The sequence below is a fragment of the Pseudoalteromonas sp. P1-7a genome, from assembly GCF_001401855.1.
GTDB lineage: Bacteria > Pseudomonadota > Gammaproteobacteria > Enterobacterales > Alteromonadaceae > Pseudoalteromonas.
Genome location: NZ_LKDU01000002.1, coordinates 242089 through 254832, shown reverse-complemented (window position 1 = coordinate 254832; position 12744 = coordinate 242089). Strand labels below are relative to the sequence as shown.

Sequence of the window (12744 nt, the reverse complement as noted above, 5' to 3'; positions counted from 1 at the left end):
TACGCGAGTTTGGGTTTCATCCTACTAGGTAAACAAAATTAATTTTTCGTAATATATATGAAAAAATATGAAACCCCATACAAAACAAAACCTTACCCTATTAAAGCTGCATTTGTGAACGACCGTAACTGATAATGCGCACGTCAATGTAAGATATATCTCACGGGCATATGTCCGTAATGGCGCTTATCGCTTACCTGCCTATTTTGCATAAGATTTAAAAAGAAGCTCTCCAGATACTTTATTAAAGGCAAGTGCTTTATAGGTGCTAAATCCTTCTGATTTAAAAAACGTATTATGCTCTTGGCGTGTAACAAAAACGGCAAGCCCTTTAGCTCCTGTGTTTTTAGTTGCTAAATCATCCAAGCCTCGTAACAGGTAACGCCCAAGGCCGTGGCCTTGCACGTGCGGGTCTACCGCAATAAACGCTAAATAGTAGTAATCGCCAATCTCATTAAGCGCAGCGCGTATTGTTTGCTCTTTTTCTATTAGTTGGTTGGTTTGCAAATACCCTGCACTGAGCATTAACTTTAAGCGCCAATGCCAATAACGCTCTGGTTGTAATTGGCTGCTTGACTCAAATACACACGCGACCGCCTTTAATTTATCATCGCGGTACAAGCCTATTAATGGCAGCTTTTCTTGCCAAAAAGCACTGAGTTCTTCGCGTATCACTGAGCGTAATTTTTTCTCGTAGGCAGCCATATTATGTTGATCATAACCTAATAAATTTTGCAGTAGCGGATCATCATGATAGGCCTGATAGATTAAACTCCCTGCCGTGCTTATATCTTCAGGGGCGAGGTATTGTACGCTTAATATGTGCTCATTAGAGGTGACTGTCATTGTGTATCCTTTTTGCTTTTCTACCCTCAACGTTGCCAGTTGTTTACCACATGTAAGATGGTTGGTAATTGTATGGCGAAAATGTTTATCTATACTACACGTTAACTATATACCTAAAGCAAAAATACCGTCAATTCAGCGAGAGTTTAACTAGCAAAGCCTATAGTCTGGCTCTAAGCTTGGTTCAATTTAATCAGATGGAGTAATAATATGGATACGACAAAACATGATATGAAAACGTTGTTTGCACAATTGGGTTTACCTAGCTCAGAGCAACAGATTGACGATTTTATTGCTTCTCACTCACTAGAAGACACAACGCTTTTACAACACGCTCCTTTTTGGGATGAAGCACAGCAGCATTTTTTAGCAGAATCGCTAGCAGAAGATGGCGCGTGGAGCGAAGTAATTGATGAACTTGATGTGAGGCTTCGCCAAGAAGGTAAGTAATCCCCCCCTCTACTTATACCAAGGCTTTATGCGCCTTGGTATTGTTGCTACTATAGCACCCGCGCAACAAACACTTGCTGCGCATATATATTAAAGAGTTACAAATCTAATGAATGCAGTTGTATTTGATGCAATTAAAGTCCTTCTTGATGAAGGCAAAACCCCTACTGTTGCCCTAACTAAAAGCCGTTTAGCACAACCTGTGCCTATGCCGGTTATTATTGCCGCAGTAAGCCAATATAAAAATAATCCTGATTCAATTCATAATTTAATGAAAAACCCTGAGCAGAGCATCGTTGAGCCTAAAACATCTCAACTCGATCGCATTGAGAAAAAACTCGATAGGTTGCTAGCCCTGTTAGAGCAAAAATAATTTGAGACTATAAATGTTCGTTGTTGATTTAACGTTTGACTGCTACCAAGACACTACCCTAGAACACGCCGAGCAAGCCATTAACCGGTTAGTTAATGCACTGCGTTTTAATGGCCAAATTATGGGGGAAGAATTCCCAACTGTATTAAAAGATGGCTATTTTATTACCCGGGTCATGTGCCCAACCGAAGACGCCATGCACCCATTAAATAATAGCCCTTTTGTAAAACACAGTATTGAGAAGCTACACAGTGCTGGTTTGCTTGCCCCTAAAATAAAAGTGATTGGCCAAGACATTCACTCAAACGGTGCCGATACCTGTAAATCGCCTTCAAGCTATATTTTATACACAACCTATGTGCATACCTGTAGCCCACTGTATTGTGGTGATGACTTTTTACCTGTGCCATTGTTTACTATTCCCGCCATTGCAAATGGGGACTATAAAACACTCATAAAATGGCAAGAAGATTGGCAAGCCTGCGATCAAATACAAATTAATGGCGCTACGCGGTGCGAATTTCCCGCGCTTGAAGAAATATCAAGCACAAAAAGTGACTTATATCGCCGCGGTAAAGACATTGCTAAACGTATCCGCTTTTTAACTCAAAAACCGGTTTATTATTATTTATACCGTGTAGGTGGTGTCGATAAAGCCTCAGAGCTTGAGCGTAAATGCCCTAGCTGCAATAGTGAGTGGAAACTGCCAGAACCGTGGTTTGGGTTATTTGACTTTAGATGTGAGCCATGCGGGTTGGTATCTAATGTTTCGTGGGATTTTCAGTAACAAACTAATAGGTGCCAGTAGTGAGTTAAGCTGGCACCTACTTTTTACACTGTTAACGCTTTTAAAAATGATTCTATATTGGGTGCAAGTACATGATGCGGCTTTTTACCCACGTACTCTAAACATACCTCACCGGTATTTACCTGCACGGTAACCAGTAGGTCATCTTGCTCAGTTAAACCAATGAATAGGGTTTCTGGCTGCTTTAACTTTCGTTTCATTAAGACATGGCCAGTAATATTTTGTTGCAGCAGGTCAAAATCATCTTTATTCCACGCTTGTAATAACTCAACACGATGGCCTTCTATGCTGGCTAAAATACTGCCGCCATACATGTGCCCATAAAACTCATCAAACCCTGCAGGGAAGCTCAGCTCAAGTGCGTTAGCTAAATCTGATAACGAACCTATGGGAGATTGCAAAGCACTTTTCCATTGAATATTGCCTTGGGCGTCTACTTCGCCAAATTCACACGGGCTAGGCCATTGCTCATCGTGTGCCATAAGCGGGTATTTAGCGGTGTTTTTAACGGTTTTTTCACAAAATTGTGCGTGAAGTTGGGCCATTTGCATTGCAACAGACATACTGCGAAACTCATTTAAATTAGATATAATCCATCTATTGTAACTATTTAAGAGCAAACATGACAGATTACAGCAATTCTCCAGATCTCAAAGGTAGTGTGTTAGGGCAGTCTACTGAATACGTAGATGTATATTCGCCTAGCTTACTTTTTCCTATTGCCCGCAAGTTAAATCGTGATGCTTTAAATATTGACGAAGCCGAGTTGCCCTTTAAAGGCCAAGATATTTGGACAGGTTATGAGCTTTCATGGTTAAACGCTAAAGGTAAACCACAGGTTGCCGTGGCTTTATTTACTTTTGCGTGCCAAAGCAGCCATATTATTGAATCTAAGTCGTTTAAACTTTACTTAAATAGCTTTAATCAAACCCGCTTTGAAAGTATTGAGGTAGTAAGACAGCATTTAATTGAAGACTTATCAAATGCGGTAAATAGCGATGTAGCAGTAACTTTATACGCACCTGATGAGTATAACTGCTTACCTTGCACGCCATTACCTGGGCAATGTATTGACGATTTAGATATTGAAATAGATAACTACGATATTGACGCCTACTCACTTAAATCAAAAAGTGACACCCAAGTAACTGAGACCCTGCATAGCCATTTGCTTAAATCTAACTGCTTAATTACCTCGCAGCCTGATTGGGCCAGTATAATTATTCGCTACACTGGTGAGCAAATATGCCATGAGGCACTCTTGCGCTATTTAATTTCATTTAGAACGCACAATGAATTCCATGAGCAATGTGTAGAGCGTATTTATAGTGATTTAACCACGCAGCTAAATATTAAAGAGCTTGAGGTCTATGCGCGTTATACACGCCGTGGTGGACTAGATATAAATCCGTATCGTTCAACGCACTATAACGATACGCCGTTTGCGGTAAAAATTAATCGCCAGTAATACCAATCGACTTAAATATCACTATAAAAAAAGGAGCCTAAGCTCCTTTTTTTATACACATTATATGCTAATTAATGCGCTTAGTCGGAATAGGCATTGCGCACACATCAACATAGTTATGGGCGTGCACAAACCAAGGTTCGGTACGATTTTTTCGCGCCTCAATCAATTCTCTAAATGATTGTGAGTCTGTGTTCATAACACTAAAGGTGCTTTTATCACTTTTAATATCAGCTAACACCTCAATGTTTGTAATTGGGTTAAATGGCGTATTAGGAACAGGCTTACGCTGTAAACGATTAAAGTGCTGCATACCTTCAAGCACTCTTCCAAACACAGTAATATTATTATCAAGGTAGCGCGGACCTTGCCCAATGGTGACAAAAAATTCCGTGCTTGCACTGTTTATCTCATTGCCACGCGCCATGGCAAACACGCCGTGGCAATGTACCTGCCAAGTTTTTGTATTAGTAGCATTTTGTGCGACGGCAAAACCGTTTAAAAACCCCGTTACAGGCGCGTACCCATCACCTTGCAGCTCTGTAATTTTAAGCGGCTGTGTAGTGGTATGGTAAAACTCCGCTGGCACCGTTTTATTAGCCGTTTTAATTGGTTTGTTGCCTGAGCTGTCGCCACCTTGTGCTACAAACCCTTCAACAAAACGATAAACACGGGTATTTTTGTAAAAACCTTCTCGTGCAAGTTGTTTTATGTGCGCAGTATGTTTAGCTGCAAGCTGCGGGTTAAGCTCAACATAAGCCGGCCCTGTAGGTAGCGTAATTTTTAAAATATTTTGCTTGTCTACATTTCGCCATTCGTGCGCTTTAGCCTGCTTTATTACCTCGCTTGCGCTACGTGTTGGTGTTTGTTGAGTACTCGCGTATTGCTCTGTGTGTTGGGCACAGCCAGTTAATCCTGTTATTAGTGCTGCTAAATATAATCCTTTCATATAATTCTATTTAATCCCAATCAAACTTATAGAGTAAATCAACATTTTGATTTAAACCACTGGTGATCTCTACATAAAATTGCGAAAGCAGCTGATAACGAATAGCGACCTCGCTGAGCGAGTCAAACACCCCTACGCTGTATTTAACTTGTAAGCTAGGCGCTACATAGCCCGATATTTCAAGTTTAGTGTTATCGCCAGAACCCGTTGAGCTTAAGCTTACATCAGATAAACCAATGGTTTCGCCAACTTTAGATACAACGCCTTCACTGCGGCTCACCCCTTGTGAGAGCAATAACTGAGTAAGCATGGCGTCGCTTGAACTGTCACCCTCGCCTAACGGCTGCCCATTGAGTAAATAAGCAAGCGCTTGTGCTTGGTCCATTGCCGGCTCAGAAAACACTTTTAAGGTAGGTTGCTCAACGTTACCAGTAAGCGTAACACCTGCCACAACACCGTTTGCTGTTGTGTCTGGATTACGTATGGCTTCAATATTTAAAAATGGTTGCTCAATCGAGCCACTGAACCCTATTTGCCCAGTACTAATAATTAAATCTTGGCCAAAAGCTAAATACGTTCCATCGATTAAATTGAGCTCGCCGGTGGCAATTATAGGGGCCCCTTGGCTCATTTTGATGGCCAAATCTCCCGCTATTTTAGACTCAAGGCCAAACGATTCTATTTTCACATCGTTTTTAACAATGACTTTTAAATTTACATCGTAGTCAAATGGCACGTTTTCTGATTTTTCCGTTTGCTGATCAACAATAATCTCATCGTCGCTCACTTGAACGGCGCCCTCTGGCAGCTCTTCAATCATTACTCTGCCATAAGGTACAATCACTTCGCCCGACAGCTTTAATGCATTATTTGCCAGTCCAATGGTTAAATCAGGAGATACTTTAAACGTCACGCCTTGCTGTGCACGCACAAAAAACTGCTCGCCATTAACGCTTACGTTTACCTCAGGCTGTGCGCTTTGCCAATCTACATCGCCAGTTAAGTTTATTTTACCACCTTGGCTGTCGTTTAAATTACCTTTAATTGTGGCGGTAGTTTTATCAAATAAAATGTTTATATTAGATTTTTGCAATACTATAGGTAACTGCTCACCTTCTAAATTGATATCACTAACATTTAGCTCACCTTTTAATAGTGGGTCTTGTAATGTGCCAGCAAGTGCCACATTACCGGTTACATCCCCTTTTAATTGCTCAAGGGTCTCTAAAAATGGATGTAAGTCTGATAGCAAAATTTTGTCTATATCGATGTTACCGTTTAATGTTTGCTGATTTTGAATATCATCAATATTAATTTGGGTGGTTATTTTACCCAGCACACTTGAGTCTAAATCTGCTTCTAGTTTACCTGTTTGAGAGTCAGTATAGGCACTGATTTTTAGCGTTTCTATAGGCAACCTAAACAGGTCTTCCTCTGAGGTAAGAACCGCAACAAGTTCGTGCGAATTTAAATTAGCCCGTAGTGTTTTTAAAGCGCCCTCGCTCCAATTTGCAGCAAAGTCGCCGCTTATATCGCCTCGCGTACGCATGTTATCTGGTAAAAAATGTTTTAGCTCTTCAAGCGCTAAATTGCTCAAGCTGGCATTAAATTGGCCCAAGTTTTTGGTTTGCGCAAGAGTGTTAATGCATAGCTCACTTTTGTTTGAGCGCCAACAATGCGCACTCACATCAAAGTCGCTGGTTTGAGTATTAAACATCACTGCAATTTTTTTACTATTACTAAAACTAAGCTTTTTATCACTTAGCGTTATGTTACTGAGCGAGCCATTCCACACGTCATTATTTAGCTTACCGGCTACTTCAAGCTCAGCAGCCCCTTGCTCTGCATCTATAGCGACAACAATTTGGTGATCGGTTTTATCGCCAGAGGCTGTTAGCTCAACGCGATTAATGATCTCATCAGCAACCTTTGCTGAGCCTACGTTTAAGCTCACATCAGTTTGCCAGTCTGCGGCGGTATCGAGCTTTCCTTTGAGGGCGAGTTTGTTAACGTTTATATCGTTATAGATAAAGTTGTCGAGTAATAACGATAAATCAACGGCAGGGGTTAAACGCTGGCCTCTAATCTTTAAATCGGCCTTACCATTTGCTACAAATGGCAGGTTTGTTTGCTCACTTCCTGTGAGTGTTACTTTCCCGTCAACCTGCCAGGTGTCGTCTACTTGCCCGCTCAAGGTTAACTTATTAGGCCCGCTACTCAAATACAGGCTATCTATGTTAGCTTTAAGCGTATTATTAAGTGTAAAGTTTGAGGCAAATTCAAGCGGTGTTTGGTTAAGTGTTCCTGTAAGCTGCGTATTATCCATTTGCAATTGCCAGTTTTGCCCTTCGCTATTAAAGCGCCCCTCTAGCTGACCAGAAATATCACTTGTAACGGTATCTGTTAAATACTGTGCTTTTAAACTATTTAACGAACCAGAAAATTCGGCCTGTATGCCCTTTTGCCAATTAACGTTGCCATTGAATATTGCACTACTGTCGTTTGCTTTTAGGCTTAAAGTGCTTAGCTGTGCTTGGCTAAGCGAGCCGTTTAATTGCGTATTTAATACAACAGCTGGATAGGCACCTAGCTGGCTATCCGCTTTTAAACTTAGCGTATAATCATCTGCATTACCCGAGGCTGATAAATCAACATGACTTACTTTTAGCTCATTACTTTGCGCGTCAATCAGCCACTGCTCAACTTTACCGGTAAGTTCAAATGGATAATTTTTTTGTTTTAAATTAGCCGTTGCCGTTAAATTCAATGGGTATTGGCCGGTTGTATTTAACTTTATATTTAAATCAGATAGATCGCCACTTAATGCCAGATTAGCTTGATGTAAGTCGCTATTTAAGGCTATTTCACCCTTTATCGGCAAGTTCCCAGTAAGTTCACTGCTCAACTGCGTATTTAATTGCCATTGTTGATACTGCGCGCTAAGGGTTTGTAAGTTAACTATTTCATCTTCTACATTTAGTGCAAGCGCTATGTTTTCAACTGTATGTGTTTGCTCACCTAGTTCAATACCCACTTTTTTTACGTCAAACTGCTCTACCCGTAAATTAAGGGGCGATGTAAATTCTATATCTGGTAACGCGGGTAGCGCTGTTAGCGCCTGGCTTTGCTGAACCGTTGCCTGTTTGGATGAGGTGGGTTGCTCTTTAAGCTTTACCAGTACATCGCTAATAGTCAGGCTTTTTACCGCTAAGGTTGCATCTTCGGCTTTCGCTGCAAGGGTAAAGTTATTTACGGTTACATCAGCACTGGAATGATTTAATACAAATTCGTTTATTGCTATATTTTTTACTGCAATATTAAAGGGAAACGTAATTTTAGCTAATGGCTCTGAGGCGCTCTCTTGTGTAGCTTCGGGCGGATTGCCAAGAGCAAGCTTGACTGACCGCGCACTTACATTTTCAATACATAAGCCATCGCACTGCCACCAAAATAAATCTATTTTAAGCTGCTGGGCTTTAAAATCTGTACTTTGGTTTTTAAAGCTCACATTAAACGGGTTGTTATATAAAAAGCGCCCTTTTTTAATCTCAATATGTAAGCCGTCTACCATTTTGTTTGCACTATAAGCAATAAATTGATTACCGGGCGCAGTAAATAACAAACAAAATATAATAACGGCAAGCGTGATTAAAATGCCGATGACAGCGGCGGATATTTTTTTAAATACTGACATTAAATTTCTGGCCCTATGGTAATACTTAAACGTGTGCTTTTACTTTCTTTAGTCAGCCCCCATGCATGATCTACTTTTACGGGGCCTATGGGCGTTAAATAACGAAAGCCAAAGCCTGCGCCCACTTCAAAGTCATCCGAAAAGTCATTTGTGGCGGTACCACCATCTACAAATATGGCTGCGCGCCAGTTTTGCGCAAACTGGTAGTTGTACTCAATCGTACTAGTTAGTAAGTATTTACCACCAATTAAGTCACCGTCTTCATCTTCAGGAGAAATAGACTGATAAGCAAAACCACGTACACTTTGGTCACCACCGGCATAAAAACGCAACGAATAAGGTACGTTTTCAATATTATCGACCAGCATTGCGCCAACGTTTGCTTTTAAAAAAACTAAGTGTTTATCTAAATAAGTTCGTAGCCACGCATGCTGCAATTGCACCCGCACCAAGTTTGTAGTTGAAAGTACATCGTCTAAACCAAACTCTGCCGAAATTAACCACTGCTCCCCCCAATAAGGCGTTGTGCCCCCTTTTGTTTTTTTACGGGCATAGCTAATACCTGGCATTAGCATTTCGGTGCTTTCTTCAGGTTCATCACCAATGCGGTATGTTTCTTGGTCGCGGCGTAAAAATGCCGTGCGTACCCATTTATCTTCAGTTAACCATTGGCGCTGTAATTGTCCGGTCAGTATTTCACTGTAAATATCATCGGCAAGTTCATCTTCTAATTTGTAACCTACTGAAAACCGCCATAAATCGTCGTTCGGGTCATCGACTGGAATGGTGTACGCCATAGAAATATCTTGTTGTTTCTCAGCTACATTTAAATTGCTTTCGAGGTAATGCCCGTCTTCTGTGATCCAGGGTTTACTCCATTTAAAACGCACTTTTGGACCCAGTTCGGTATTGAAGCCGCCACCCACTTCGTAGCTATTAGCGGGTTTGTGCAGCACGTCAATATTAATCGGTACTTGCCCGTTGGCCCTTGCTGGTATATCGGCATAAATACGCACGCTTGAAAAATACGGCGTGCTTGAAAGTTCAAGGTTATAATCAGCAATCTGTGTGGCTTTATAAGCTTGACCTTGGGTAAAAGGCGCAAGTGAGCGAATGTATTTTTCTGCGGGCGTGTCTTTTGCGATGATAATATCGCCATAGGCGTAGCGCACGCCGGTGTCTATACTGAATGTGATAACGGCACTGTTTTTTTGCACTGATACAGCAAGCTTTCGAACTGGCCATTTAGCATCGAAATAGCCTAGTTCTAATAACATCGACTCTATTTTTTTATGGGCTGAGTCGTACTTGCCGTGATTAAGCACATCGCCTTGGGTTAAATTTAAATTTTTAATAACATTTTGTAATTGCGAGTCGCTTTTCCCCTCACCATTGAGCGTTATATTAATTGCTTCAATGCGAGTGGCAGGTCCGCGTTCTATTTGGACGATAAGCTCTTTATCGTCTTTATCAAACTCAATGTCTATCGTTGGATTGTAATACCCCAGCGCTTTAATACTGCTTTGTACTTGCTTTTTGGCGTAGCGACGCAAGGTTCTTGTAGGCTTTTCACCAACTAGTTGCTTTAAATATAGCTCAACGTTACTTTCTAACTCGCCACTGATCCCTTTAATCTCGTAATCTTCAATTACCCTTTGCTCAGCGCTGACTTGAGTGCTTATGAAAAAAACGAAAAAAAACACAAAACGTAATAACTGTTTGAACAAGTAAATATCCTTACTTTTTATTCTTTAAATTTAACCTTGGATGAGTTGCATACTAACATAGCCATAATGAGCAACACATTAACTTAATCGTAATCTTGCACCAAATTTTGCTCGTTTTTAACGTTAAAATTAATACGCTTTAAAGCAATATTTTGGTTACAATAGCCACTACGAATACAAAATTAATTTTAAATGAGTTTTTAATGCAATTCCCTGATGATGATAACGGCCAACTTTTAGCCGAAATAGCCGCTGCTGGCGTTGATTTAAGCAAAATGCACCAAATCGATTTTTTCATTTTATTTGAACAACAAGCTGACGCTGAAAAGTTTGCTAAAGAAATAGTCTCTGATGCATTAGTACAAAGCACTAACGTTGAAAAATGCAAAGACACAGGCGTATGGGAAGTAATTACTCATGTACAAATGGTGCCAGAGCACACATTACTTGGCCAAGCAGAGCAATACCTTGAAAGCATTGCTAATAGCTACAATGGCTATGGCGATGGCTGGGGTTTAATGGACGAAGACGCCGCTTGATAAGGATCAGTTAAGCCTAGCCGCTTAACTGATTCGCTTTTCTAAAGCTGCCTGTGTAATCAAATAATTTATCAGATACCTTCCAGCCATACTTTTTACTTTTACGCGCGATAACAAAGTCAGGGTGCACTAAATCAAACTGTGCCTTAATAACCTGCTCAGCATTTTTAAATTCGACTGGCGCTTGCCCCTGCCCTAGGCGTTTTCCAAACTGTTTATTAAAAATATATTGCCCACCTTTACTGGCAAGGTTATATACCTCATCGCAACTTGCGCCATCTTCATCAAAGTAGGTTATTTTAATTAAATCATCTTTCAGTTTTACCACTGATAACCCGCTGCAGCGTAGTACTAACGCATCCTTTAAGTTAAGTGCGTTGCGTAGCTTGTCATCGGGGTCGGCCATTACAGCGCCGCAATCATGGCATTTACGCGCAGCAATATCGTTTTGAGCGCCACATTGGTCACACTCTTTAAACCTAAACCGATAATCGCATTGCTCTTTATGGCCTTCGTCATCTTCTAATAAACCTTGGCAGCGCCTACCAAAATGCTCAATGACTTTGCCTGCTGAATCGGTTTTTCCCCAAAAAATATTTGCAAACCCACACCCAGGGCAAAGCACTTGAACGGGTTCATTATCGCTGTCACCTTTTTTATCACCCACTTCAGGGTGAAATAAATCAAAGCCGTTGCCTGCGTAATCTATAACTAAGCAATCTGTTTTTCCTTCATTTAGCCTAAGTCCACGGCCAACAATTTGCTGGTATAGGCTAACCGATTCGGTAGGGCGTAAAATAGCGATAAAATCGACATGCGGCGCATCAAATCCGGTAGTTAAAACAGAAATATTAACGAGGTATTTGATGTTTTTTTGTTTAAATTGATTTATTAATTTATCGCGTTCAGCATTTGGGGTATCACCAGTTATAAGGGCACTTTGCTCTGCGGGTAAATAAGTTAAAATTTCTTGCGCGTGCATCACCGTTGCCGCAAATATCATTACGCCTTGGCGGGTTTCGCTGTATTGTATTACCTGCTTTAGTATAGCTTGCGTTGCGCGCTCACTGTTTTTTAAAAGCGCATTCATATCATCAGTCGTATATTGCCCAAACGCATTAGTAGCCAAAGACGAAAAGTCATAATGACTAATTGCCGCGTCCACTTCATTTGGCGGCGTTAAGTAGTTATGTTTGATCATATACCTGAGCGGTAATTCAAATATACAGTTTTTAAATGGGCTTTCTTTATTACCTTTTACAAAACCATGGTAATGATGATGGTATATCCACCCCATTCCTAATCTATAAGGTGTGGCCGTTAAACCCAATACTTTTAACTGAGGGTTATATTGTTTGAGCGTATTTATAACCTTTCCGTATTGGCTTTTTTTATCACCATTTACTCTGTGGCACTCATCAATAATAAGCAAAGAATAATGCTCATTTAATTTATTTAAATTACGCGATAAAGATTGAACACTGGCAAAGGTAACTTGGTGGCTAAGTGATTTTTCTTTTAACCCTGCTGAAAATATACTCGCTTTTAAACCAAAGCTTTTATATTTTTGTGCGTTTTGCTCTACAAGCTCTTTAACATGTGCAAGCACCAGTATTTTTTGTTTAGCTATTCGCGCAAGCTCTGCAATAACAAGGCTTTTACCGGCACCGGTAGGCAGTACAATTACGGCAGGGTCATTTGTTTTTCTAAAATGTAAAACGGTGCGCTCTACGGCCTCTTGCTGATACGGCCTTAATTTATAGCTCATGAAAATAGTAAATAGAATAACCAGAAATGCAGTTTAACAAATACTAAGCGACTGCGGGGAGTTTAAGGTAAGTTTTCGCCAATTAAACCTGACTTGCAAAGCGTAAGCCTAAGGTTTAGTTA

General features: G+C 40.6%; 11 protein-coding genes. 5 read left to right on the top strand and 6 right to left on the bottom strand.

What is annotated here, in order from left to right; translation table 11 throughout:
- Window positions 1-201: 201 nt before the first annotated feature.
- Window positions 202-846 carry an N-acetyltransferase gene (locus AN389_RS03250; protein WP_055019240.1) on the bottom strand — a complete coding sequence of 215 codons (645 nt, stop codon included), beginning with the start codon at window positions 844-846 and terminating at the stop codon, window positions 202-204.
- 210 nt (window positions 847-1056) lie between these two features.
- On the opposite strand from AN389_RS03250, the gene AN389_RS03245 reads away from it, so the two are divergent.
- The 3 genes from AN389_RS03245 (at window position 1057) to AN389_RS03235 (ending at window position 2456) form a co-directional block, all read left to right on the top strand.
- A complete protein-coding gene (locus AN389_RS03245) occupies window positions 1057-1296 on the top strand; it encodes a DUF2789 domain-containing protein (protein WP_055013909.1) in 240 nt (79 codons plus the stop codon).
- A 109-nt stretch (window positions 1297-1405) separates the two neighbouring features.
- On the top strand, window positions 1406-1669 hold the full coding sequence (locus AN389_RS03240) for a hypothetical protein (protein WP_004585969.1): 264 nt from the start codon (window positions 1406-1408) through the stop codon (window positions 1667-1669).
- A gap of 13 nt (window positions 1670-1682) precedes the next feature.
- Window positions 1683-2456: a Zn-ribbon-containing protein gene (locus AN389_RS03235; RefSeq protein WP_055019239.1), complete on the top strand. Its 774-nt coding sequence runs from the start codon at window positions 1683-1685 to the stop codon at window positions 2454-2456.
- 44 nt (window positions 2457-2500) lie between these two features.
- Here the strand turns inward: AN389_RS03235 and syd are convergent, their stop codons facing one another.
- Window positions 2501-3040: a SecY-interacting protein gene (syd, locus tag AN389_RS03230; RefSeq protein ID WP_055019238.1), complete on the bottom strand. Its 540-nt coding sequence runs from the start codon at window positions 3038-3040 to the stop codon at window positions 2501-2503.
- A 59-nt stretch (window positions 3041-3099) separates the two neighbouring features.
- On the opposite strand from syd, the gene queF reads away from it, so the two are divergent.
- On the top strand, window positions 3100-3945 hold the full coding sequence (gene queF / locus AN389_RS03225; RefSeq protein ID WP_055019237.1) for an NADPH-dependent 7-cyano-7-deazaguanine reductase QueF: 846 nt from the start codon (window positions 3100-3102) through the stop codon (window positions 3943-3945).
- Between the two features lie 67 nt (window positions 3946-4012).
- On the opposite strand, the gene AN389_RS03220 is transcribed toward queF, so the two are convergent.
- Genes AN389_RS03220 through AN389_RS03210 form a run of 3 tightly spaced genes read right to left on the bottom strand, consistent with a single transcriptional unit; the run spans window position 4013 to window position 10291 of the window.
- Window positions 4013-4894: a peptidylprolyl isomerase gene (locus AN389_RS03220; RefSeq protein ID WP_055019236.1), complete on the bottom strand. Its 882-nt coding sequence runs from the start codon at window positions 4892-4894 to the stop codon at window positions 4013-4015.
- Between the two features lie 10 nt (window positions 4895-4904).
- Entirely contained in the window at window positions 4905-8588 is a 3684-nt protein-coding gene (locus AN389_RS03215; RefSeq protein ID WP_055019235.1) for a translocation/assembly module TamB domain-containing protein, read from the bottom strand.
- Window positions 8588-10291 (bottom strand): autotransporter assembly complex family protein, encoded by a 1704-nt coding sequence (locus AN389_RS03210; protein WP_235575945.1) that lies wholly within the window; start codon window positions 10289-10291, stop codon window positions 8588-8590. Before AN389_RS03210 ends, AN389_RS03215 begins: the two co-directional genes overlap by 1 nt.
- Before the next feature lie 227 nt (window positions 10292-10518).
- Between AN389_RS03210 and AN389_RS03205 the strand changes: the two genes are divergently transcribed.
- On the top strand, window positions 10519-10854 hold the full coding sequence (locus tag AN389_RS03205; RefSeq protein WP_055014124.1) for a ribonuclease E inhibitor RraB: 336 nt from the start codon (window positions 10519-10521) through the stop codon (window positions 10852-10854).
- Between the two features lie 16 nt (window positions 10855-10870).
- On the opposite strand, the gene AN389_RS03200 is transcribed toward AN389_RS03205, so the two are convergent.
- Window positions 10871-12622, bottom strand: coding sequence for a DEAD/DEAH box helicase (locus AN389_RS03200; RefSeq protein WP_055013916.1), 1752 nt, complete (start codon window positions 12620-12622; stop codon window positions 10871-10873).
- Window positions 12623-12744: the final 122 nt, after the last annotated feature.

Bases quoted from the DNA above. Each gene is read 5' to 3' on its own strand.
- AN389_RS03250 (WP_055019240.1), bottom strand. From the start codon at position 846: ATGACAGTCACCTCTAATGAGCACATATTAAGCGTACAATACCTCGCC.
- AN389_RS03245 (WP_055013909.1), top strand. From the start codon at position 1,057: ATGGATACGACAAAACATGATATGAAAACGTTGTTTGCACAATTGGGT.
- AN389_RS03240 (WP_004585969.1), top strand. From the start codon at position 1,406: ATGAATGCAGTTGTATTTGATGCAATTAAAGTCCTTCTTGATGAAGGC.
- AN389_RS03235 (WP_055019239.1), top strand. From the start codon at position 1,683: ATGTTCGTTGTTGATTTAACGTTTGACTGCTACCAAGACACTACCCTA.
- syd (WP_055019238.1), bottom strand. From the start codon at position 3,040: ATGTCTGTTGCAATGCAAATGGCCCAACTTCACGCACAATTTTGTGAA.
- queF (WP_055019237.1), top strand. From the start codon at position 3,100: ATGACAGATTACAGCAATTCTCCAGATCTCAAAGGTAGTGTGTTAGGG.
- AN389_RS03220 (WP_055019236.1), bottom strand. From the start codon at position 4,894: ATGAAAGGATTATATTTAGCAGCACTAATAACAGGATTAACTGGCTGT.
- AN389_RS03215 (WP_055019235.1), bottom strand. From the start codon at position 8,588: ATGTCAGTATTTAAAAAAATATCCGCCGCTGTCATCGGCATTTTAATC.
- AN389_RS03205 (WP_055014124.1), top strand. From the start codon at position 10,519: ATGCAATTCCCTGATGATGATAACGGCCAACTTTTAGCCGAAATAGCC.
- AN389_RS03200 (WP_055013916.1), bottom strand. From the start codon at position 12,622: ATGAGCTATAAATTAAGGCCGTATCAGCAAGAGGCCGTAGAGCGCACC.